Source organism: Micromonospora sp. CNZ309 (genome assembly GCF_002846525.1).
The window spans coordinates 744,741-771,322 of record NZ_PJNG01000001.1 but is presented as its reverse complement, the minus strand read 5'-3'; the positions used below and the strand labels follow the sequence as shown (position 1 = coordinate 771,322).

Here is a 26,582-nt window from a genome sequence, read left to right as displayed (position 1 = left end):
TCGTCGCCGGTCGCGAGCCGGTCGGCCAGCCGGCCGGCCTGCGCGCGCAGCGCGGGCAGGTCGGCGGCGGAGACCGGCCACGGCAGGGCCACGGCGCGCTGGTCGCGTGGTGCTTCGCCGTGCCCGACGGTCGCTCCGGGTCCTTCCCCGTCGGCGGCGACCGGTGCCGGCTGCGGGGCCTCTTCGATGATCACGTGGGCGTTGGTGCCGCTGATCCCGAACGAGGAGACGCCGGCCCGGCGCGGCCCGTCCGTGACGGTCCACGGTCGTGCCTCGGTGAGCAGCGCCAGCGTGCCGGACGTCCAGTCGACGTGCGGGGTCGGCGCGTCCACGTGCAGGGTCGCGGGCAGCACCCCGTGTTGCAGGGCCAGCACCATCTTCATCAGGCTCGCCGCGCCCGCCGCCGCCTGGGTGTGGCCGATGTTCGACTTGACCGACCCGAGCCACAGCGGCCGGTCGGCGGGGCGCTCCCTGCCGTACGTGGCCAGCAGCGCCTGCGCCTCGATCGGGTCGCCGAGGGTGGTGCCGGTGCCGTGCGCCTCGACGACGTCCACGTCGCCGGGGGTCAGGCCGGCGTTGTCCAGCGCCTGCCGGATGACCCGCTGCTGCGCGGGCCCGTTCGGCGCGGTGAGGCCGTTGCTCGCGCCGTCCTGGTTGACGGCGCTGCCCCGTACGACGGCGAGGATCCGGTTGCCGTCGCGCTGGGCGTCGGAGAGCCGCTGGAGCAGCAGGACGCCGACGCCCTCGCCCCAGCCGGTGCCGTCGGCGGCCTCGGCGAACGCCTTGACCCGCCCGTCGGCGGCCAGGCCGCGCTGCCGGGAGAACTCCAGGAACGCGCCCGGGGTCGACATCACCGTGACGCCGCCGGCCAGCGCGAGGTCGCACTCGCCGCTGCGCAGCGCCTGTGCGGCCAGGTGCAGCGCGACCAGCGACGACGAGCAGGCCGTGTCGACGGTGACGGCGGGGCCGTGCAGCCCGAACGAGTACGCCAGGCGGCCGGAGACCACCGATGCCCCGTTGCCGGTCGCCTGGTAGCCCTCCACCTGGGACCGGGCACCCAGCAGCAGCGTGGCGTAGTCCTGCCCGTTGGTGCCCATGAAGACGCCGGTGGCGGAGCCGCGTACCCGGTGCGGGTCGATGCCGGCGCGTTCGAAGACCTCCCAGGTGGTGTGCAGCAGCAGCCGCTGCTGCGGGTCCATGGCGAGGGCCTCGCGCGGGTTGATGCCGAAGAACGCGGCGTCGAAGCCGGCCACGTCGTGCAGGAAGCCGCCGCTGCGGGTGTAGCTGGTGCCGACCCTCTCCGGGTCGCTGTCGAACAGGGCGTCGAGGTCCCAGCCCCGGTCGGTGGGCATCGGCGTCACCGCGTCCACCCCGTCGGCGAGCAGCCGCCACAGCTCCTGCGGCGACGACACCCCGCCGGGGAACCGGCAGGCCATGGAGACGATCGCGATCGGCTCGTCCGCCGGCGGCCGGGCCGGGGCCACGCCGCCGGTGGCGGGGCCGCCGTCCGCGCCGACGACGATTTCGGTACGCAGGAAGCGGGCCAGTTCCGCCGCCGACGGGTGGTCGAAGACCACGGTGGACGGCAGGGTCAAACCGGTGACCCGGCCCAGCCGGTCGCGCAGTTGCACGGCGGCGAGGGAGTCGAAGCCCAGCTCGCGGAACGCCCGGCCGGCCGGCACCTGGTCGGTGGTGGAGTGGCCGAGCACGGCCGCCGCCTCCGCGCGGACGAGGTCGACCAGCAGCGCCTCCTGGCCGGTCGCCGACAGCGTCGCGAGCCGGTTGCGCAGCCCGTCGGTGGCGGCGGCGCTCTCCGGTCGCTCCGGCTGTTCGGCGGCGGCCGGGGCGACCCGGTCGAAGAGGTGGCTCGGCCGCGCGGCGGTGAACGCCGTGACGAACCGGGACCAGTCGACGTCCACGATCACCGGGGCCGCCTCGGGGGCGTTCACCCAGCGGCCCAGCGCCGCGACGGCGGCGTCGGGCGCGAGCGGGCTGAACCCGCGGCGGCGCAGGCCGTCGGCCGTCTCGCCGGCGGCCATGCCGTCCTCCGCCCAGGGGCCGTAGGCCAGGGCGGTGGCGGGCAGGCCGGCCGCCCGGCGGGCGGTGACGAGCGCGTCGAGCAGGGCGTTGCCGGCCGCGTAGCCGGCCTGCCCGCCGCCGCCCCAGACGCCGGCGACCGAGGAGAAGACCACGAACGCGTCGAGGTCGCGGCCCCGGCAGGCGGCGTCGAGGTGTACGGCGCCGAGCACCTTGCCGGCCAGGGTCTCCGACAGCTCGCCGTCGGTCACCTCGTACGCCGGCGTGGTTCCGCCGGACGCCCCGGCGGTGTGTACGACGGCGGTCAGCCCGGGCAGGTCCGCCACGAGGGCGTCGACCGCCGCCCGGTCGGTGACGTCGCACGCCACCACCCGCACCGCGCCCAACTCGGCCATCAGCTCGGCCGCGCCCGGCGCAGCCGGACCCCGCCGCGAGGCCAGCACCACCTCGCCGGCCCCGTTGGCCAGCAGCCAGCGCGCGACGTGCCGGCCCAGGGCGCCCGTACCACCGGTCACCAGCACCGTCCCGGCGGGCCGCCAGCCCGCACCGGCCGGTGGCGCGGCCGGCACCAGCCGCCGGCCGAAGAGGCCGTTGCGGCGGACGGCCACCTGGTCCAGGGTGCCGTCGGCGAGGACCGCGACGAGCCCGGCGCGGGCGCCGCGGTCGGCGCGGTCGGGCAGGTCGATCAGGCCGCCCCAACGGTCGGGCTGTTCGAGGGCGACGACCCGGCCCAGGCCCCAGGCCAGGGCCGCCCAGACGTCGCCGGCCCGCTCCCCGGCAGTGACCGGGATGGCGGCTCGGCTCAGCGCCCACACCCGTCCCGGCAGGCCGGTGTCGGTCAGCGCCCGGGTGAGGGTGAGCAGGGCGGCCGCGCCGGCGGGTACCGCCGGGGTGTCCGCCAGGGGCCGGTCCTGCCGGGGCAGCACGCAGAGCACCCCGGCCCAGCCGTCCGCGCCGGTTCCGCGCAGCCGCTCGCCCAGGTCCGCCCGGGTGAGGGTGGGCGGCGCGGTCAGCAGGTCGACCCGCGCGCCCGCCTGGGTCAGGGTCTTCGCCACGCCCGCGTCGGCGCCGCCGTCGACGGTGACGACCAGCCACCGCCCGGACAGCCCGGTCGCCGGGGCCGGGCGCACCGGCTCCCACGCGACCCGGTACGACCACCCGTCCAGCGCGGTGTCCCGGGACCGGTGCTGACGCCAACGCGCCAGGAGCGGCAGGGCCGGGCCGAGGGCGTCCAGGTCCTCGGTGTCGTCGCCGAGTTCGGCGGCGAGGGCGGCCAGGTCGCCCCGCTCGACGGCGGCCCAGAACTCGGCGTCGCCGCCGTCCGGGGCGGCCTGCTTCGCGGGCGTGCCCTCCGGCCAGTAGCGCTGGTGCTGGAAGGCGTACGTGGGCAGGTCCACCCGCCGCGCGCCGGTGTCGGCGAACCACGGCTGCCAGCTCACGGGAACCCCGTGCACGTGCAGCTCGGCGAGGGCGTGCAGCAGCGCCGGCGTCTCCGGCCGGTCCTTGCGCTGCGCGGCGACGGCCAGCACGGCGTCGTCGGGCAGCACGTCGGCGGCCATCGCGGTCAGGACGCTCTGCGGCCCGACCTCAAGGAACGTGTCGACGCCCGCCTCGCGGAGGGCGGTGATCCCGTCGGCGTACCGGACGGCCTCGCGCACGTGGCGCACCCAGTACTCCGGGGTGCGGATCTCGTCGCCGGCCAGGGCACCGGTCACGTTCGACACGACCGGCAGCAGCGGTGTGGCAAAGGTGAGGCCGTGCAGGACCGTGCGGAACTCGGCCAGCATCGGCTCCATCAACGGACTGTGGAACGCGTGGCTCACGGTCAGCCGGCGAGTGCGGGTGCCTCGCTCGCGCCAGAGCCGCTCCACCTCGTCGAGCGCGTCGACAGCACCGGACACGACCACGGACGTCGGTCCGTTGACGGCGGCGATGCCGACGCGGTCGGTCAGGCCCGCGATCGACTCGACCACCGCGGCCTCGTCAGCGGCCACGGCCAGCATGCCGCCACCGGCCGGCAGGGCCTGCATCAACCGGCCCCGCGCGGCAACGAGCTGACACGCGTCGGACAGGGACAACACGCCCGCCACATGCGCCGCCGTCACCTCGCCGATCGAGTGACCGGCCAGCATGTCCGGCACGACCCCGAACGACTCCACCAGACGGAACAACGCCACCTCGACCGCGAACAACCCGGCCTGCGTGAACACCGTCTGGTCCAACAACGCCGCCTCAGCACTGCCCGCCTCCGCGAACAGCACCTCCCGCAACGCACGCGGCAACAGCGCATCGAGCTGCCCACACACCTCGTCGAGCGCCGCCGCGAACACGGGGAACCCGGCGTACAGCTCCCGACCCATGCCCGCACGCTGCGCACCCTGACCCGAGAACAGCAGGGCGAGCTGGCCGCGTGCGGCGGCGGAGCCCGTCACGACGGCCCCGGAGGACTCGCCCGCGTCGAGGGCCCGCAGCGCGGCGAGCAGGTCGTTGCCGTCGGCCACCACGGCGACGGCGCGCTGTTCCAGGGCGGGCCGGGTGGTCACCGAGGACCAGGCGACGTCCACCGGACGCGGGGCCTCGTCGACGCTCAACCAGCGCGCCCACCGGCCCGCCTGCGTCGACAACGCCGCACCGTCGCGGGCCGACAGCAGCACCGGCACCACCGGCGGCACGTTCCCGGCGACGATCTCGCCCTCGATCGCCTCGGCGGGCGGCTGCTCGATGATCACGTGCGCGTTGGTGCCGGAGATCCCGAACGACGACACCGCCGCCCGACGCGGCCGATCCACCGCCGGCCACGGCGTCGCCTCGGTGGCGAGGGCGACCGCCCCGGCCGACCAGTCGACGTGCGGCGACGGCTCATCCACATGCAACGTCGACGGCACCACACCGTGCCGCATCGCCATGACCATCTTGATCACACCAGCCACACCCGCAGCCGCCTGCGTGTGACCGATGTTCGACTTCACCGACCCCAACAACAGCGGCCGGCCCTGCGGACGGTCCTGCCCGTACGTCGCCAGCAGGGCCTGCGCCTCGATCGGGTCGCCGAGGGTGGTACCCGTGCCGTGCGCCTCCACGGCGTCCACGTCGGCGGCGGTGAGACGCGCGTTCGCCAGAGCCTGGCGGATCACCCGCTGCTGCGACGGACCGTTCGGCGCCGTCAGCCCGTTCGACGCGCCATCCTGGTTGACGGCGGTGCCCCGCACCACGGCGTAGATCTTCCGGCCCTCGCGCTGGGCGTCGGAGAGGCGCTGCACCAACAGCACGCCGACGCCCTCGGACCAGCCGGTGCCGTCGGCCGACGCCGCGAACGACTTGCAGCGGCCGTCCTGCGACAACCCGCGCTGCCGCGAGAACTCGATGAACGTCCCCGGCGTCGCCATCACCGTCACGCCACCGGCCAGCGCCAGATCACACTCGCCGGACCGCAGCGCCTGCGCGGCGAGGTGCAGCGCCACCAGCGACGACGAGCACGCCGTGTCGACGGTGACCGCCGGCCCCTCCAGCCCGAAGGTGTAGGCGACGCGACCGGACAGGACGCTGCCGGAGGTCCCGGTGCCGACGTAGCCCTCCACCTCGGTCGGCAGGTCCATGAGGCGGGACGCGTAGTCGTGGTACATGACGCCGGCGAAGACACCCGTCCGGCTGCCCCGCAGCCGCTGCGGGTCCAGCCCCGCCGACTCGAACGACTCCCACGACGCCTCCAGCAGCAACCGCTGCTGGGGATCCATGGCCAGGGCCTCACGCGGCGAGATCCCGAAGAAGCCCGGGTCGAACTCCGCCGCCCCGTAGAGGAAACCACCGTGACGCGTGTACGACGTACCGCTGCGGTCCGGGTCCGGGTCGAACAGCGACTCCAGGTCCCAGCCCCGGTCCGCCGGGAACTCGGAGATCCCGTCCCCGCCGCCGGCCAGCAACTCCCACAGTTCGTCGGGGGATTCCACCCCGCCGGGGTAGCGGCAGGCCATGCCCACGATCGCGATCGGCTCGTCGGTGCCGACGATGGCACCGGCGACCGGGCCGGCGGCCGACGCGCGAACGCCGGCCAGCTCCGACCACAGGTGCTCGGCGAGCACGGCCGGGGTCGGGTAGTCGAACACCAGCGTCGAGGCCAGCCGCAGCCCCGTGGCCGCGTTCAACCGGTTACGCAGATCCACCGCCGTCAGCGAGTCGAAGCCCAACTCCCGGAACGCCCGATCCGCCGGCACCGACTCCACGCCACCGTGCCCCAACACCTGCGCCACCAGACCACGCACCAGCACGTCGACCTGGGCGCGGCCCTCGTCCTCGGTCAGCCCGGCGAGCCGCTCGGCCCAGCCGCCACCGCCCTGCCCCGCCTGGCGGCGGGCACCGGTCACGCCGATCAGGGTGCGCAGCACGGCCGGCACCGGGCCGCCGGAGGTCGCCGCCCGCAGCGCGGGTACGTCGATCACGGCCGGCACCAGGGCCGCACGGTCGGCGCCCAAAGCGGCGTCGAACAACTCCAGCCCGACCTCGGCGCTCATCGGCACCAGGCCCGCCCGCGCCGAACGCGCCCGGTCCGCGTCGTCGAGGGAGGCGGCCATGCCGTCCGTGTCCCACATGCCCCACGCGAGGCTGACCGCCGGCAACCCGAGCTGCCGCCGCCACACCGCCAACCCGTCCAGGAACGCGTTACCCGCCGCATACGCCGACTGACCCGGCGAACCCAACACACCCGCCACCGACGAGAACGCCACAAACAAGTCCAGATCCAGCGACGCCGTCGCCTCGTGCAGGAAATACCCGGCCGACACCTTCGGCGCCAACACGCCCGCCAGACGCTCGGCGGTCAGCCCCTCCACGACACCGTCGTCCAGGACACCGGCCGTGTGCACCACACCCGCCAGGCGGCCCTCGGCACCGATCTCCGCCACCAGGCCGAACACCTGGTCCCGGTCCGTCACGTCACAGGCGACGATCCGCACGTCGGCGCCCAGCGCGGTCAGCCGCCCGGTCAGCTCGCCGGCGCCCTCGGCCTCCGGACCACGCCGCGACACCAGCACCAGCGAGCGCACCCCGTGCACCGACACCAGGCGCTCCGCCACCAGCGCCCCGAGCGCACCCGTACCACCGGTCACCAGCACCGCGCCGTCACCCACCACCGGCGTCTCCGCCGACGTGATGCCGGCCCGGACCAGGCGCGGTGAGTACACCGCACCCCCGCGGACGGCCAACTGGCCGCCGGTCGCGGTCGGTTCCCGCAGGACGCCGTCCAGCAGGGCCACCAGCGCGGCGTCCAGGTCGCCGTCGACGTCCGCGAGGACGATGCGACCCGGGTGCTCCGACTGCGCCGAGCGCAGCAGGCCCCACACCGCCGCGCCCGCCAGGTCGGCCACCCGGTCGTCCGTACCGACCGAGACCGCGCCCCGGGTGACCACCACGAGCCGCGACTCCGCCAGCGCGTCCGCCGCCAGCCAGGACTGCACCGTCGCCAGCATGTCCGACGTCACCGCCCCGACCGACTCCGGCGTCGCCGAGCCGGGCGTGGGGAACACCGGCAGCAGCAGCGTCCGGGGGACGGACTTCTCCCCCGCGACCGTCGCCACGTCGGGGTACGTGGGCATTCCGACGGGTGCCGGCAGCTCCTGGCCGCCGGTCACCAGCGCCCATCCGGAAAGCTCCCCGGCGGGCGCGGTTTCCACCGCCGGCCACCGCAGCTCGAACAGCGACCGCGACGCCACGCCCGGCGCGGCCACGCCGGCCAGCTCCCGCAGGGCGAGGGAGTCCACCGACACCACCGGCGCACCCGACTCGTCGTACGCCACCAGCCGCAGCCCCGAGCCGTTGCGGCTCAGGCGCACCCGCAGCAGGGCCGCCCCGGAGGCGTACACCTGCACGCCCTCGAACGCGAACGGCACCCGTGGGCCGCCCGACTCCTCGCCACCGAGCAGCAGCCCGATCGGGTGCAGGGCGGCGTCCAGCAGCGCCGGGTGCACGCCGAACCCGGCGGCCTCCGTCGCGGCGTCGCCCGGCAGGACCACCTCGGCGTACGCCTCGTCGCCGCCGGTCCAGGCACGCCGGAGCCCCTGGAAGATCGGCCCGTACGTCAGGCCGTGCTCCGCCAGCGTCGCGTACCACCCGGTGAGGTCCACCTCGGACGTCCCGGCGGGGGGCCAGGTGATCGTGTCGGGCTCGTCGGCCGTGGTCGACTCCAGCATGCCCTCCGCGTGCCGGGTCCAGCCCGCCTCGGGGTCGTCGTCGGGGCGGGAGTAGACGGCGACCGCGCGGTACGCGGAGTCACCGGCCGCGTCCACCCGTACCTGGATCCGCACGCCCCCGGCTTCGGGGAGCAGCAGCGGGGCGGCCATGGTCAGCTCCCGCAGCCGGGAGAGGCCCACCTCGTCGCCGGCCCGCACGACCAGCTCCACCAGGGCGGTACCCGGCACCAGCGTCAGCCCGGAGACCGTGTGGTCGGCCAGCCACGGGTGCGTGGCCAGGGATAGCCGGCCCGTCAGCACCATCTCGTCGTCGCCGGCCAGATCCACCGTCGCGCCGAGCAGCGGGTGCCCGGTGCGGCCGAGCCCGGCCCCGGACACGTCGCCCGTACGCGTCCGGTTGGCGGCGGGCCAGTAGCGCTGGTGCTGGAAGGCGTACGTGGGCAGGTCCACCCGCCGCGCGCCCGTCTCGGCGAACCACTGCCGCCACGTCACCGGAACGCCGTGCACGTGCAGCTCCGCCAGGGCGTGCAGCAGCGCCTGCGTCTCCGGCCGGTCCTTGCGCTGCACGGCGACGGCCAGCACGGCGTCGTCGTCGGGCAGCACGTCGGCGGCCATCGCGGTCAGTACGCTCTGCGGCCCCACCTCAAGGAACGTGTCCACCCCAGCGGACCGCAGGGCGGTGATCCCGTCGGCGTAGCGCACCGCCTCGCGCACGTGGCGCACCCAGTACTCCGGGGTGCGGATCTCGTCGGCGTCGGCCAGCGCACCCGTCACGTTCGACACGACCGGCAGCAGCGGCGCGGCGAACGTCAACCCCTCCAGCACCGCCCGGAACTCGGCCAGCATCGGCTCCATCAACGGACTGTGGAACGCGTGGCTCACCGTCAACCGGCGCGTACGCACGCCCCGGTCCCGCCAGACCCGCTCCACCTCGTCCAAGGCGTCGACAGCACCCGACACGACCACGGCGGCGGGTCCGTTGACGGCGGCGATGCCGACCCGGTCGGTCAGCCCGGCGATCGACTCCACCACCGCGGCCTCGTCAGCGGCCACAGCCAACATCCCGCCGCCCGTGGGCAGCGCCTGCATCAACCGACCCCGCGCGGCAACGAGGGCACACGCGTCCGCCAGGGACAACACCCCGGCCACATGCGCCGCCGTAACCTCACCGATCGAGTGACCGGCCAGCATGTCCGGCACGACCCCGAACGACTCCACCAGACGGAACAACGCCACCTCGACCGCGAACAACCCGGCCTGCGTGAACACCGTCTGGTCCAACAGCTCCGCCTCGGCAGTGCCCGCCTCCGCGAACAGCACCTCCCGCAACGGACGCGGCAACAGCGGGTCGAGGTGTCCGCACACCTCGTCCAGCGCGGTGGCGAACACCGGGAAGAGGGCGGACAACTCCCGGCCCATCCCGGCGCGCTGCGCGCCCTGGCCGGAGAAGAGCAGGGCGAGCTGGCCGCGCTGGCCGGTGGCGCCGGAGACGACCGTACCGGTGGGGTCGCCGTCGGCGAGGGCGGTCAACGCCGCGACCAGGTCGTCCCGGTCGGCGGCGGTGACGACCGCCCGGTGCTCCAGCGCGGGCCGGGTGGTGACGGAGGACCAGGCCACGTCCAGCGGACGCGGGGCCTCCTCGGCGGTCAGCCAGCGCGCCCACCGGCCCGCCTGCGTCGACAACGCCGCACCGTCGCGGGCCGACAGCAGCACCGGCACCACCGGCGGCACGTTCCCGGCGACGATCTCGCCCTCGACCACCTCAACCGGCGGCTGCTCGATGATCACGTGCGCGTTGGTGCCGGAGATCCCGAACGACGACACCGCCGCCCGACGCGGCCGATCCACCGCCGGCCACGGCGTCGGCTCAGTGGTGAGAGCGACCGCCCCGGCCGACCAGTCCACGTGCGGCGACGGCTCATCCACATGCGACGTCGACGGCACCACACCGTGCCGCATCGCCATGACCATCTTGATCACACCAGCCACACCGGCAGCCGCCTGCGTGTGACCGATGTTCGACTTCACCGACCCCAACAGCAGCGGCCGGTCGACGGGACGGTCCTGCCCGTACGTCGCCAGCAGAGCCTGCGCCTCGATCGGGTCACCCAGCGTCGTGCCCGTACCGTGCGCCTCGACCGCGTCCACGTCGGCCGGGGTCAGGCGCGCGTTCGCCAGGGCCTGGTGGATGACCCGCTGCTGCGACGGACCGTTCGGGGCGGTCAGGCCGTTCGACGCACCGTCCTGGTTGACGGCCGTGCCCCGCACGACCGCAAGCACGCGGTGCCCGTTGCGCTGCGCGTCCGACAGCCGCTCCACGAGGAGCACGCCGACGCCCTCGGACCAGCCGGTCCCGTCGGCCGACGCCGCGAACGACTTGCACCGACCATCCTGCGACAGACCGCGCTGCCGCGAGAACTCGATGAACGTGCCCGGCGTCGCCATGACGGTCACGCCACCGGCCAGCGCCAGATCGCACTCACCGGACCGCAGCGCCTGCGCCGCCAGGTGCAGCGCCACGAGGCTGGACGAGCACGCCGTGTCGACGGTCACCGCCGGGCCTTCGAGGCCGAACGTGTACGCCACGCGACCCGACAGCACGCTGCCCGACGTGCCGGTGCCGACGAAGCCCTCAGCGTCCGGCGGCAGGTCCATGAGGCGGGAGGCGTAGTCGTGGTACATGACGCCGGCGAAGACGCCCGTCCGGCTACCCCGCAACCGCTGCGGATCCAGCCCCGCCGACTCGAACGACTCCCACGACGCCTCCAGCAGCAACCGCTGCTGCGGGTCCATGGCCAGGGCCTCACGCGGCGAGATCCCGAAGAAGCCCGGGTCGAACTCCGCCGCCCCGTAGAGGAAACCACCGTGGCGCGTGTACGACGTGCCGCTGTGCTCCGGGTCGGGGTCAAACAGGCTCTCGAGGTCCCAGCCGCGGTCGGTGGGGAACTCGGAGATCCCGTCCCCGCCGCCGGCCAGCAACTCCCACAACTGGTCCGGGCTCTCGACGCCGCCGGGGTAGCGGCAGGCCATGCCGACGATGGCGATCGGCTCGTCGGTGTTGGCGGTGCGCACCGCCGTCTGGCGGGCGGCGATCTGCCCGGAGACCTGCTCGTAGAGGTGGTCGACGAGCACGGCCGGGGTCGGGTAGTCGAACACCAGCGTCGAGGCCAGCCGCAGCCCCGTGGCCGCGTTCAACCGGTTACGCAGATCCACCGCCGTCAGCGAGTCGAAGCCCAACTCCCGGAACGCCCGATCCGCCGGCACCGACTCCACGCCACCGTGCCCCAACACCTGCGCCACCAGACCACGCACCAGCACGTCGATCTGGGCGCGCGCCTCGTCGGGCGCCAGGCCCGCGAGCTGGTTGGCCCAGTCGCCACCCCGCGCGGCCCGTCGCCGGGACGCCGTCGACCCGATCAGGGTACGCAGCACGGCCGGCACCGGGCCGGCACCGAGCGCTGCCCGCATCGCCGGAACGTCGATCACGGCCGGCACCAGGGCCGCACGGTCGGCGCCCAAAGCGGCGTCGAACAACTCCAACCCGACCTCGGCGCTCATCGGCACCAGGCCCGCCCGCGCCGAACGCGCCCGATCCGCCTCGTCGAGGGAGGCGGCCATGCCGTCCGTGTCCCACATACCCCACGCGAGGCTCACCGCCGGCAGACCCGACTGCCGCCGCCACACCGCCAACCCGTCCAGGAACGCGTTACCCGCCGCATACGCCGACTGACCCGGCGAACCCAACACACCCGCCACCGACGAGAACACCACGAACAGGTCCAAGTCGAGCGACGCCGTCGCCTCATGCAGGAACCAACCCGCCGACACCTTCGGCGCCAGCACTGCCGCCAGGCGCTCCTCGGTGACCCGCTCGATCACCCCGTCGTCCAGGACACCGGCGGTGTGCACCACGCCCGCCAGCCGGCCCGCGGCGGAAACCTCAGCCACCAGGGCGTTTACCTGCTCCCGATCCGTCACGTCACAGGCGACGATCCGCACCGAGGCGCCCAACGCCGTCAGCCGCTCGGACAGCTCACCAGCGCCCGCAGCCTCCGCGCCGCGCCGTGACACCAGCACCAGGGACCGCGCGCCGTGCGCCGACACCAGATGCTCCGCCGCCAGCGCACCCAACGCGCCCGTACCACCGGTCACCAGCACCGCACCGTCGCGCAGGCTCGGCGCCTCGGCCGACGCCGGGGCCACCGCACGCACCAGGCGCGGCACGAACACCCCGCCGGCACGCACCGCGACCTGACCACCGAACGTCACGGGCTCGTCCGCCACCGGGGTGAGGGCGGCCAACAGCCCGGCGTCCACGTCACCGTCAACGTCGGCCAGGACGATGCGGCCCGGGTGCTCCGACTGCGCCGAACGCAGCAGACCCCACACCGCCGCACCCGCCAGATCGGACACCCGGTCCCCGTCCCCGGCGGACACCGCGCCCCGCGTCACCACGACCAGCCGCGACTCCGCCAGGTCGTCCGCCGCCAGCCAGGAACGCACCGTCGCCAGCACGGCCGAGGTCGCCGCGCGCACCGCGTCGGGGTCGTTGTCGTGCCCGGCGTCCGGCGCGCCTGCGTGGTCGGGACGCTGCGCGCTGCCGGCAGGCACCAGCAGCAGGCGCGGCGCCGCACCCGACGATCCGGCGACCGCCTCGACGTCGGCGTACGCCGGCAGCTCAGCGAGGGCCGGCAGGTCGACCAGGGCCGACGCACCCAGCAGCGCCCATCCGGCGACGTCCCCGGCCGGGGTGACCTCCTGGGCCTGCCAGGTGAGTTCGAACAGCGAGCGGGCCGCCGCGCCTGCCGCCGCCACGCCGGTCAGCTCGCGCAGGACCAGGGAGTCCACCGACACCACGGCCGCACCCGACTCGTCGCACGCGACCAGCCGCACCGCCGAGCCCGTACGCGTCAGCCGCACCCGCAACACCCGCGCCCCCGAGGCGTACACCTGCACACCCTCGAACGCGAACGGCACCCGCGGCCCACCCGAACCCTCCGCACCGGCCAACAACCCGATCGGATGCAGCGCCGCGTCCAGCAGCGCCGGGTGCACGCCGAAGCGCGCCGCCTCCGTCGCCGCCTCGTCCGGCAGGGACACCTCGGCGTACACGTCCTCGTCGGCGGTCCACACGCGGCGCAGCCCCTGGAACACCGGCCCGTACGTCAGGCCGTGTTCGGCCAGCGTCGGGTACCAGCCCGTGACGTCCACCTCGGACGCCCCGGCCGGCGGCCACTCCCCCACGCCCGGCTCGTCGGCCGACGCTGGCTCCAGCACGCCCTCGGCGTGCTGGACCCACTCGGCCTCCGGATCGCCCTCGGACTGCGAGTGCACCGCCACGACGCGGGTGCCGGCCTCGTCGGCCGCGCCCACGCGCACCTGCACCCGCACCGCACCCGCCGACGGCAGCACCAGCGGCGCAGCCACGGTCAACTCCCGCACCCGCGACGCACCCACCTCGTCGCCCGCCCGCACGGCCAACTCGACCAGGGCGGCACCGGGCACGATGACCGCGCCGGAGACGACGTGGTCGGCGAGCCACGCGTGGGTGGTGAGCGACAGTCGGCCGGTCAGCACGACCATGTCGGCGCCGGCCACGGTGACGGCAGCGCCGAGCAGCGGGTGCCCGGCCACACCGAGGCCCGCGCCGGAGACGTCGGCGGTACGCGCCTGGCCCGCGCCGAGCCAGTACCGCTGGTGCTGGAAGGCGTACGTCGGCAGGTCGACCCGGGTGGCGCCGGTGTCGGTGAACCACTGCGTCCAGGTCACCGGCACGCCGTGGACGTGCAGCTCGGCGAGGGCGTGCAGCAGCGCCTGCGGGGCGGGACGGTCCCTGCGCTGGGCGGCCACCGCGAGCGCGTCGTCGGCGAGCAGGTCGGCGTTCATCGCGGTCAGGACGCTCTGCGGCCCGACCTCAAGGAACGTGTCGACGCCCGCCTCGCGGAGGGCGGTGATCCCGTCGGCGTACCGGACGGCCTCGCGCACGTGGCGCACCCAGTACTCCGGAGTGCGGATCTCGTCGCCGTCGGCCAGCGCACCCGTCACGTTCGACACGACCGGCAACAACGGCGCGGCGAACGTCAACCCCTCCAGCACCGCCCGGAACTCGGCCAGCATCGGCTCCATCAACGGACTGTGGAACGCGTGGCTCACGGTCAGCCGGCGGGTACGCACGCCCCGGTCCCGCCAGAGCCGCTCCACCTCGTCGAGGGCGTCAACGGCACCCGAGACCACCACGGCGGCCGGCCCGTTGACGGCGGCGATGCCGACCCGGTCGGTCAGCCCGGCGATCGACTCCACCACCGCAGCCTCGTCAGCCGCCACGGCCAACATGCCGCCACCGGCCGGCAGCGCCTGCATCAACCGACCCCGCGCCGCCACCAGCGCACACGCGTCCGCCAGCGACAACACCCCCGCCACATGCGCCGCCGTCACCTCACCGATCGAGTGACCGGCCAGCATGTCCGGCACGACCCCGAACGACTCCACCAGACGGAACAACGCCACCTCGACCGCGAACAACCCGGCCTGCGTGAACACCGTCTGGTCCAACAACGCCGCCTCAGCACTGCCCGCCTCCGCGAACAGCACCTCCCGCAACGCACGCGGCAACAGCGCATCAAGCTGCCCACACACCTCGTCGAGCGCCGCCGCGAACACCGGGAACCCGGCGTACAACTCCCGACCCATGCCCGCACGCTGCGCACCCTGACCCGAGAACAGCACGGCCAGCTGCGTACGCGTCGTGCCCGTGCCGGTGACCACGGCGGCGGCCGGCTCACCGGCGGCGAGGGCCCGCAGCCCGGCCAGCAGTTCGTCCCGGCCCGTCGCGGTGACCACCGCGCGGTGCTCCAGCACGGCCCGGCTGACGGTCGACGACCAGCCGACGTCGACGGGGCGCAGCGCCTCGTCGCCGGCGATCCAGTGGGCCCAGCGGTCCGCCTGCGCCGCGACGGCGGCCTCGGACCGGGCCGACAGCAGCACGGGGGTCGGCAGCGACCCGGCCGCCGGTTCGTCGGCGCGCGTCGGCGCGCCCTCGCCCCGGGCCGGTCCCGCCTCGGCGGGCGGCTGCTCGATGATCACGTGCGCGTTGGTGCCGCTGACTCCGAACGACGAGACCGCCGCCCGCCGGGGCCGGCCCGCCGCGGGCCAGTCGCGCGCCTCGGTGAGCAGGGTGACCGCCCCGGCGCTCCACTCGATGTGCGGGGACGGCTCGTCGACGTGCAGCGTCGACGGCATCAGTCCGTTGCGCATCGCCATGATCATCTTGATGATGCCGGCCACCCCGGCGGCGGCCTGGGTGTGGCCGATGTTCGACTTGATCGAGCCCAGCCACAGCGGCCGGTCCTGCGGACGCTCCTGCCCGTACGTGGCCAGCAGGGCCTGCGCCTCGATCGGGTCACCCAGCGTCGTGCCGGTCCCGTGCGCCTCGACCGCGTCCACGTCGGCGGCGGTGAGACGCGCGTTCGCCAGGGCCTGGCGGATCACCCGCTGCTGCGACGGACCGTTCGGCGCCGTCAGCCCGTTCGACGCGCCGTCCTGGTTCACGGCGGTACCGCGCACGATCGCGTGGATCCGCCGGCCCTCCCGCTGGGCGTCGGAGAGGCGCTGGACGAGCAGCACACCCACGCCCTCGGACCAGCCGGTGCCGTCGGCCGACGCGGCGAACGACTTGCACCGGCCGTCGGCCGACAGACCACGCTGCCGCGAGAACTCGATGAACGTGCCCGGCGTCGCCATCACCGTCACACCACCGGCCAACGCGAGATCGCACTCACCCGAACGCAGCGCCTGCACCGCCAGATGCAGCGCCACCAGCGACGACGAGCACGCCGTGTCCACGGTGACCGCCGGGCCTTCGAGGCCGAACGTGTACGCCACCCGGCCCGACAGGACGCTGCCGGAGGTGCCGGTGCCGAGGTAACCGCCCACGCCCTCGGGCAGGTCCTGCAGACCGGAGGCGTAGTCGTGGTACATGAGCCCGGCGAAGACGCCCGTTCGGCTGCCGCGCAGCCGCGACGGGTCGAGGCCGGCCGACTCGAACGTCTCCCACGAGGTCTCCAGCAGCAGCCGCTGCTGCGGGTCCATGGCGATCGCCTCGCGGGGCGAGATGCCGAAGAAGTCCGGGTCGAACTCGGCGGCCCCGTACAGGAAGCCACCGTGGCGGGTGTACGACGTCCCGGGGTTGTCCGGGTCGGGGTGGAAGAGCCGGTCGAGGTCCCAGCCCCGGTCGGTGGGGAACTCCCCGATGCCGTCGGCGCCGGCGGCGACCAGGTCCCACAGCTGCTGCGGGCTCGTCACGCCGCCCGGGTAGCGGCAGGCCATGCCCACGATGGCGATCGGCTCGTCGACGGTGGTCGCCCGCACGGCCTGCTGCTGGTCGGCGACCTGGCCGGACAGCTGCTCGTACAGGTGCTCCGACAGGGCGCCGGGGGTCGGGTAGTCGAAGACGAGCGTCGACGTGAGTCGCAGCCCGGTCGCGCCGTTGATCCGGTTGCGCAGCTCGACGGCGGTCAGCGAGTCGAAGCCGAGTTCCCGGAACGCCCGGTCGGCCGGCACCGCCTCGGCGCCGCCGTGGCCGAGGACCTGCGCGATCATTCCGCGGACCAGCAGGGCCACCTGGGTGCGCGCCTCCTGCGGGTCGAGTCCGGCCAGCCGGTCGACCCAGGCGCCGGTGCCGGAGCGGCGGCGCTTCGCCGCCGACCCGACGAGGGCCCGCAGCATCACCGGCACCCGGCCGGCGGCGGTCTGCGCCCGCATGGCGGGCAGGTCGACCACTGCCGGCACCAGCGCCGCGCCGCCGTGGGTCAGGGCGGCGTCCCACAGCCCGAGCCCGACGGGGGCGGTCATCGGGACCAGGCCGGCCCGGGTCACCCGGGCCCGGTCGGCGTCGTTGATCGACGCGGCCATGCCGTCGGTGTCCCACATGCCCCAGGCGAGGCTGACGGCGGGCAGCCCGCGCTGCGCCCGCAGCAGGGCGAGGGCGTCCAGGAAGGCGTTACCGGCGGCGTAGGCGGCCTGGCCGGGAGAGCCGAGCACCCCGGCGACGGAGGAGAAGAGCACGAAGAGGTCGAGGTCCAGCTCGGCGGTCGCCTCGTGCAGCCACCAGCCCGCCGTGACCTTCGGGGCCAGCACGTCCGCCAGCCGGTCGGCGGTGATCCCGCTGACGATGCCGTCGTCGAGGACGCCGGCGGTGTGGACCACCCCGGCCAGGCGGTCCTCGGCGGTGATCGCCCGGACCAGCTCGCCGACGCGCTCGCGGTCGGTCACGTCCGTGGCGACCACCCGGGCGGTCGCGCCCAGCGCGGCCAGCCGCTGCACCAGTTCGTCGGCGCCGGGGGCCGCCGGGCCCTGCCGGGACGCCAGCACCAGCGAACGCACGCCGTACGCGGTGACGAGGTGTTCGGACACCAGGGCGCCGAGCGAGCCGGTGCCGCCGGTGACGAGGACGGTCCCCCGGCCCAGGGTCGCCGGGGTGCGCGCGTCGCCGGTGGCACGCACCAGCCGCGGCACGTACGCCGTGCCCGCCCGTACCGCGAGCTGCCCGCCGAGGGCGGGATCGTCGGCGGCGGCGGCGAGCAGCGCCAGCAGGTCGGTGTCCAGGTCGGCGTCCGGGTCGAGGTCGGCCAGCACGATCCGCCCGGGGTGTTCCGACTGGGCCGAACGCAGCAGGCCCCAGACCGCCGCCCCCGCCAGGTCGGTGACGCGGTCGTCCGCGCTGGTGGCCACCGCGCCGCGCGTCACCACGACCAGCCGCGCGTCGGCGAGCGGGTCGGCGGCCAGCCACGCCTGCACCGTGCGGAGGACGTCCGCTGTGACCGAGCGCACCCCGTCGGGCACGTCCGCCCCGGAGGCGGCCGAGGTGACGGGCAGCAGCAGCGCCGCCGGGGCGGTTGCGTCCGTCACGGCCGTGGTCACGGCCGCGACGTCGGCGTACGCCGGAAGCTGCGGGGCGCCGTCGAGCGGGCGGTCGCCGAGCACGACCCAGCCGTACGCGCCGTCGGACGCGGTGATCTGCTCGGGCTGCCAGGAGGCCTCGAACAGGGAGCGGTACGCCTCGTCCGGGACGGCCGCCAGGCCGGTCATCTCGCGCAGCGTCAGCGAGTCCACCGACACCACCGGCACACCGGTCTCGTCGACGGCGACCAGCCGCACGGAGTTGCCGGTGGCGGTGAGGCGGACCCGGAGCGTCCGGGCCCCGACCGCGTGGACCTGCACCCCCTCGAACGCGAACGGCACCCGGGGGCCGCCGCCCGGCCCGTCGACGGGCAGCAGCCCGACGGGGTGCAGGGCGGCGTCCAGCAGCGCCGGGTGCACCCCGAAGCCCGCCGGGTCGGCCATGACCTCGTCGGGGAGGGCGACCTCGGCGAACACCTCGCCGTCGGCGGCCCACGCCCGGCGCAGGCCCCGGAAGACAGGCCCGTACGAGAGCCCGTGCTCGGCGACCGTCGGGTACCAGCCGGTGACGTCCACCTCGGACGCTCCCGGCGGCGGCCAGGCGCCCACCGTGGGCTCGTCGACCGTGGGGGTGCCGACGAGGCCGTCGGCGTGCCGGGTCCAGCCCGACTCCGGGTCGTCCTCGGGCTGGGAGTGCACGGTCACCGAGCGGCTACCGGTCCCGTCGACGGGACCGACCCGGACCTGGACCCGTACCCCACCGCCGGTGGCGGGCAGCACGAGCGGGGCGAGCACGGTCAGCTCACGCACGCGGGACGCGCCGACCTCGTCGCCCGCCCGCACGACGAGGTCCACCAGCGCGGTGCCCGGCACGACCACGGCGCCGGAGACGACGTGGTCGGCGAGCCACGGGTGGGTCGACACCGACAGCCGGCCGGTCAGCACGACCATGTCCTCGCCGGCGACCGACACCGCCGCGCCGAGCAGCGGGTGCCGCGCCACGCCGAGGCCCGCCCCGGAGACGTCGGCGGACTGGCCGGCCGGCGGCAGCCAGTACCGCTCCCGGTGGAAGGCGTACGTGGGCAGGTCCACCCGCCGCGCGCCCGTCTCGGCGAACCACTGCCGCCACGTCACCGGAACGCCGTGCACGTGCAGCTCCGCCAGGGCGTGCAGCAGCGCCTGCGTCTCCGGCCGGTCCTTGCGCTGCACGGCGACGGCCAGCACGGCGTCGTCGGGCAGCACGTCGGCGGCCATCGCGGTCAGGACGCTCTGCGGCCCGACCTCCAGGAACGTGTCCACCCCAGCGGCCTTCAGGGCGCTCACCCCGTCGGCGTAGCGCACCGCCTCGCGCACGTGGCGCACCCAGTACTCCGGGGTGCGGATCTCGTCGCCATCGGCCAGCGCACCCGTCACGTTCGACACGACCGGCAACAACGGCGCTTCAAAGTTCAACCCGGACAGGACCGTGCGGAACTCGTCGAGCATCGGCTCCATCAACGGGCTGTGGAACGCGTGGCTCACCGTCAACCGGCGCGTACGCACGCCCCGGTCCCGCCAGACCCGCTCCACCTCGTCGAGGGCGTCGACAGCACCCGACACGACCACGGCGGCCGGCCCGTTGACCGCCGCGATGCCGACCCGGTCGGTCAACCCGACGAGAGACTCCACCACCGCGGCCTCGTCAGCGGCCACAGCCAGCATCCCGCCGCCCGTGGGCAGTGCCTGCATCAACCGACCCCGCGCGGCAACGAGGGCACACGCGTCCGCCAGGGACAACACTCCGGCCACATGCGCGGCGGTCACCTCGCCGATCGAGTGACCGGCCAGCATGTCCGGCACGACCCCGAACGACTCCACCAGACGGAACAACGCCACCTCGACCGCAAACAACCCGGCCTGCGTGAACACCGTCTGGTCCAACAACGCCGCCTCAGCACTGCCCGCCTCCGCGAACAGCACCTCCCGCAACGCACGCGGCAACAGCGCATCAAGCTGCCCACACACCTCGTCGAGCGCCGCCGCGAACACCGGGAACCCGGCGTACAACTCCCGACCCATGCCCGCACGCTGCGCACCCTGACCCGAGAAGAGCAGCGCGAGCTGGCCGCGCTGGCCGCCCGGGCCGCTGACCACGCCGGCCGAGGACTCGCCCGCCGCCACGGCTTCGAGGCCCGCCAGCAGCTCTTCCCGGCTCGTCCCGGACACGACCGCCCGGTGCTCCAGTACGGAGCGCGACGCCACCGACGAGAACGCCACGTCGATCGGGCGCGGGGTCCCGGCGTCGCCGAGCCACTGCGCCCAGCGGCCGGCCTGCGCCGACAGTCCGGCCGCGTCGCGGGCCGAGAGCAGCACCGGCACCACCGCCGGTGCCCGGGACGGCTCGTCGCGGGTGTCCGGCTCGTCCGCGTCGGTCGGCGTGGGCGGCTGTTCCAGGATCAGGTGGACGTTCGTACCGCTGATGCCGAACGACGACACGGCGGCCCGGCGCGGCCGGTCCACCGCCGGCCAGGGGCGCGCCTCGGCCAGCAGGGACACCGCGCCGGCGGACCAGTCCACGTGGGGGGTCGGCTCGTCGAGGTGCAGGGTCTGCGGGAGCAGGCCGTACCGCATCGCCTGCACCATCTTGATCATGCCGGCGACGCCGGCCGCGGCCTGGCTGTGGCCGATGTTCGACTTGATCGAGCCGAGCAGCAGCGGCCGGTCGGCGGGGCGGCCCTGGCCGTAGGTGGCCAGCAGGGCCTGCGCCTCGATGGGGTCGCCGAGCGTCGTTCCCGTGCCGTGTGCCTCGACGGCGTCCACGTCGGCCGTGGTCAGCCGGGCGTTCGCCAGGGCCTGGCGGATCACCCGCTGCTGGGCGGGCCCGTTGGGCGCGGTGAGGCCGTTGGACGCGCCGTCCTGGTTGACGGCACTGCCGGCGATCACGGCGAGCACCTGACGGCCCTGCCGCCGGGCGTCGGAGAGCCGCTGGACCAGCAGCACGCCGACGCCCTCGGACCAGCCGGTGCCGTCGGCGTCGGCGGCGAAGGACTTGCAGCGCCCGTCCGGGGCGAGGCCGCCCTGGCGGGAGAACTCGACGAAGGCGCCCGGGGTCACCATGACGGTGACGCCGCCGGCCAGCGCCATGTCGCACTCGCCGCCGCGCAGCGCCTGGGCGGCCAGGTGCACCGCCACCAGCGAGGACGAGCAGGCGGTGTCGACCGTGACCGCCGGGCCCTCCAGCCCGAAGGTGTACGACACCCGGCCGGAGATGACGCTGTGTGCGCCGCCGGTGAGCTGGTAGCCCGCCAGCTCCGCCGGGGTGTCGGTGGTGCCGTAGCCCGACGGGGAGGCGCCCACGAAGACGCCGGTACGGCTGCCGCGCAGCTCGTCCGGGTCGATGCCGGCCTGCTCCATGGCCTCCCAGGACGCCTCCAGCAGCAGGCGCTGCTGCGGGTCCATGGCGACCGCCTCGCGCGGCGAGATGCCGAAGAAGCCCGGGTCGAACGTGGTGGCGCCGTCGACGAAGCCGCCCTCGCGGGTGTGCGAGACGGGTTGCCCGTCGGCGTCGACGGCCAGCAGCCGGCCCATGTCCCAGTGCCGGTCCTCGGGGAAGCCGCTGATCCCGTCGCGCCCGGTGGCGACCAGGTTCCACAGGTCGTCCGGGTTTGCCACGCCGCCCGGGTAGCGGCAGCTCATGCCGACGATCACGATCGGGTCGTCGTCCACCGGCCCGGCGGGGCCCCAGGCGGTGACGGTCTCGACCTCGTGCAGGCGCAGCGTCGCCGCCAGGTGGTCGGCGAGGGCGGCCGGGTTCGGGTAGTCGAAGACCAGGGTGGTGGGCAGGGTGAGGCCGGTGGCGGCGCCGAGCCGGTTGCGCAGCTCGACGGCGGTCAGCGAGTCGAAGCCCAGCTCCTTGAACGCCCGGTTGGCCTTGACCAGTTCGGTGCCGGAGTGGCCGAGCACGGCGGCGGTGTGCGTGCGTACGAGGTCGGTCAGGTGGCGGTCCTGCTCGGCGCGGGGCAGCGTCAGCAGGTGCTGGCGCAGCCCGCCGCCGGCGGTGTCCTCCGGTTGCCCGTCGACCACGCGCAGGGCGTCGCGGGCCTCGGCGATGTCGTCGAGCAGGGGGCGGGCACGGGCGGCGGCGAACGCCGGGGTGAACAGGGACCAGTCGACGTCCGCCACGGTCACCGACGGCACGGCGCGGCCGACCGCGCTGCGCAGCGCGTACACGGCCTGGGCCGGGGACATCGGGCTGAGGCCGCGGCGGGCCAGCAGTTCCTGCCCCTCGCCGCTGGCCATGCCGCCGTCGGCCCAGGGTCCCCACGCCACGGCGGTGGCGGCCAGGCCGCGGGCGCGGCGCCGCTCGGCGAGGGCGTCGAGGAAGGCGTTGCCGGCGGCGTACGCGGCCTGTCCGCCGCTGCCCCAGATGCCGGCGATGGAGGAGAAGAGCACGAACGCGTCGAGCGGCCGGTCGCCCAGCAGCTCGTCCAGGTGCACGGCCCCGGCGATCTTGCCGTCGAGTACCCCGGCGAGCCCGGCGAGGTCGGTGTCGGCCAGCATGTTCAGCTGGCCCACCCCGGCGGCGTGCACCACCGCGGTCAGCGGCGCCGGGTCGGCGTCGACGTCGCGCAGCAGCGCCTCGACCCGGGCGCGGTCGGCCATGTCGGCGGCGACCAGGCTCACCCGGGCGCCGAGCCCGGTCAGTTCGTCGCGCAGCTCCGCCGCCCCGGGGGCGTGCTCGCCCCGGCGGCTGGTCAGCACGACGTGCTCCGCGCCGTTGGCGGCCGCCCAGCGGGCCACGTGGGCGCCGAGCGCCCCGGTGCCGCCGGTGATGAGGACGGTGCCCGACGGCTGCCAGCGCTCGACGGTGCCCACGGCGGCCGGCGTGGCGCGCACCAGGCGGCGCACGAACACGCCCGAGGGCCGTACGGCGACCTGATCCTCGTGGCCGCCGCCGGTCAGGACGCCGACCAGGTGGTCCCAGTCGCCGCGCCCGGGGCCGTCCGGCAGGTCGACCAGGCCGCCCCAGAGCTGCGGGTGCTCCAGCCCGGCGACCCGGGCCAGCCCCCACAGTCCGCCCTGGGCGACGCTGCGCACCGGGTCGGCGTCCCCGGTGCCGACCGCGCCCCGGGTGAGCATCCACAGGGGCGCCGCGACGTCGGCGGCGTGCAGGGCCTGCACCAGCGTCATCGTCGCGGCCGTGCCGAGCGGCACCGCCGGCTGGCCGGGGTGCGGCTGGTCCAGCAGGCCCAGCAGGGAGACGATCCCGGTGCACGGGGTGTCCGCCACGGCCTCGGCCACCCGCGACGTCACCTCGTCGCGCTCGGCGAGCGGGTCCACCGCCAGCCGGGACACCTCGCCGCCGGCGGCGGTCAGTGCCCCCGCGAGCGCTTCGGCCCAGTCGGTCGTGGCGGCGTCGTCGGCCGGTTCCACGAGCAGCCAGCGGCCCGACGGGGTGACCGGTGCGGGGGCGGCGGTCCGCTTCCACACGACCCGGTACGACCAGCCGTCGACGACGGCGTCCCGCAGGCGCGCCTTGCGCCAGGACGACAGGACCGGCAGGGCCGGGGCCAGGACGTCCAGGGCCGCGCCGTCGGCGCCGAGCTGCGCCGCGAGGGCCGCCACGTCGGAGCGCTCCACGGCGGACCAGAACTCGACGTCCACCACGTCCGGGCTGACCGGGCCGGTGACCGAGACCGGCATCTGCTCGGGCCAGTAGCGCTGCCGCTGGAAGGCGTACGTGGGCAGGGCGACCGGGGTCGCTCCCGCGCCGGAGTAGAGGGCCGGCCAGTCGACGGGCACCCCGTTGACGTGCAGCTCGGAGAGGGCGGCGAGCAGGGCCCGCGCCTCGGGACGGTCGGCGCGCAGGACGGGCACGGCGATCACCGGGGTGTCGTCGTCGGCCGCCTCCTGCCGGCTCAGCGCGTCGCGGGTCATGGCGGTCAGCACGCTGCGCGGACCGATCTCCAGGAACGCGTCGACGCCCGCCGCCCGCAGCGCGGTGATTCCGTCGGCGTACCGGACGGCCTCGCGGACGTGGCGCACCCAGTAGTCGGCCGTACGGATCTCGTCGGCGTCGGCGAGCGCACCGGTCACGTTCGACACGAGCGGCAGCGACGGCGCGGAGAACTCCAGCCCGTCGAGGACGGTACGGAACTCGGCGAGCATCGGCTCCATCAGCGGACTGTGGAACGCGTGACTCACGGTCAACCGGCGCGTGCGCACGCCCCGGTCGCGCCAGACCCGCTCCACCTCGTCGAGAGCGTCGACCGCACCGGAGACCACGACCGAGGCCGGCCCGTTGACCGCCGCGATCCCCACCTCGGCCAGCCCGTCCAGCGTGGCCAGCACGTCGGCCTCGGCAGCCGCGACGGCCAGCATCCCGCCGCCCTCCGGCAGCGCCTGCATCAGCCGCCCCCGCGCCGCCACCAGCGCACACGCGTGCTCCAGCGACAGCACCCCGGCCACGTGCGCGGCCGTCACCTCGCCGATCGAGTGGCCGGCGACCAGGTCGGGGGCGATGCCGAAGGACTCGACGAGGCGGAACAGCGCCACCTCGACGGCGAACAGACCCGCCTGCGTGAACACCGTCCGGTCCAGCAGCGCCGCCTCGGCGGAGCCCTCCGGCGCGAACAGCACCTCCCGCAACGGACGCGGCAGCAGCGGGTCGAGCCGCGCACACACCTCGTCGAGCGCGGCGGCGAAGGCCGGGAATTCCCCGTACAGCTCGCGGCCCATGCCGGCGCGCTGCGCGCCCTGACCGGAGAAGAGCACGGCGAGCGGGCCCCGGTCGGCCGACTGACCGGCGACGACCGCACCGGACGGCTGGCCGGCGGCGAGGGCGCGCAGCCCGGCCAGCAGGTCCTCGCGGTCGGTGGCGGTGAGCACCGCGCGGTGTTCCAGCGCGGAGCGCGACACCACCGACGACCAGCCGACGTCCATCGTGCGGAGGGTGTCGTCGGCGTCCAGCCACCGGGCCCAGCGGCCCGCCTGCGCGCTGAGGGCGGCCTCGGAGCGGGCCGACAGCAGCACGGGCACCGCCGGCAGGGCGGGGGCCGGTCCGGGGTCGACGTCGGCGGGCTCGTCGGCGTCGGGCGCGGGCGGCTCCTCCAGGATGGTGTGCGCGTTCGTGCCGGAGATGCCGAACGACGACACCGCCGCCCGGCGGGGACGGTCGGTGACCGGCCACGGCCTGGCCTCGGTCACCAGCGACACCTCGCCGGCCGACCAGTCCACCTTCGGCGTCGGCTCGTCGACGTGCAGGGTGGGCGGCACGAGCCCGTGCCGCATCGCCATCACCATCTTGATCACGCCGGCCACGCCCGCGGCGGACTGGCTGTGACCGATGTTCGACTTGATCGAGCCGAGCAGCAGCGGCCGGTCGGCGGACCGGTCCCGCCCGTACGTGGCCAGCAGCGCCTGCGCCTCGATCGGGTCACCGAGGACGGTGCCGGTGCCATGCGCCTCGACGGCGTCCACGTCGGCCGTGGTCAGCCGGGCGTTCGCCAGGGCCTGGCGGATCACCCGCTGCTGGGCGGGCCCGTTGGGCGCGGTCAGGCCGTTGGACGCGCCGTCCTGGTTGACGGCGCTGCCGGCGATCACGGCGAGGACGGGGTGCCCCTTGCGCTGGGCGTCCGACAGCCGCTCCACCAGCAGGATGCCGACGCCCTCGGACCAGCCGGTGCCGTCGGCGGCGGCGGCGAACGACTTGCACCGGCCGTCGGGGGCGAGCCCCCGCTGCCGGGAGAAGCCCACGAACGGGGCGGGGGTGGCCATCACGCAGACGCCGCCGGCCAGGGCCAGGTCGAAGTCGCCCTGCCGCAGCGCCTGGCAGGCCAGGTGCAGGGCGACCAGCGACGACGAGCAGGCGGTGTCGACCGTGACGGCGGGGCCCTCCAGGCCGAGGGCGTACGCGATCCGCCCCGAGACGATGCTGGTGGCCGTGCCGGTCAGCAGGTAGCCCTCGTCGGTGCCCTCGACCTCGGTCTGCGGGCCCACGCCGTAGCCGTTGGCGGCGGTCCCGACGAAGACGCCGACCTTCTGCCCGCGCATGGACGCGGGTGCGATGCGGGCCTGCTCGAACGCCTCCCACGACGTCTCCAGCAGCAGCCGCTGCTGCGGGTCCATCGCCACGGCCTCGCGCGGCGAGATGCCGAAGAACTCGGCGTCGAAGTCGGCGGCGTCGTAGAGGAAGCCGCCCTCGCGGGTGGTGGAGTGCCCGGCCCGGTCGGCGTCCGGGTCGTACAGGTTGTCCAGGTCCCAGCCCCGGTCGGTCGGGAAACCGCCGATGGCGTCGCCGCCGGAGGCCACCAGGTCCCAGAGCTGCTCGGGGCTGGCGACACCGCCCGGGTAGCGGCAGGACATCGCGACGATCGCGATGGGCTCCCGGGCGGCAGCGGTCAACTGCTGGTTGAGCTGACGGAGGCGGCCCGTCTCCTTGAGCGAGGCGCGAAGCGCCTCGACGACCTTGTCTGCGGACGTAGACAT

At 75.3% G+C, this 26,582-nt stretch carries 1 protein-coding gene (only partly in view); it reads right to left on the bottom strand.

Annotated elements, in window-relative coordinates:
- On the bottom strand, positions 1-26,582 hold the 5' portion of the coding sequence (locus CLT72_RS03105; protein WP_101414908.1) for a type I polyketide synthase. Its footprint begins 3,292 nt before the window's first position; only the first 26,582 of its 29,874 coding nucleotides appear in the window; its start codon is at positions 26,580-26,582; its stop codon lies beyond the left edge, outside the window.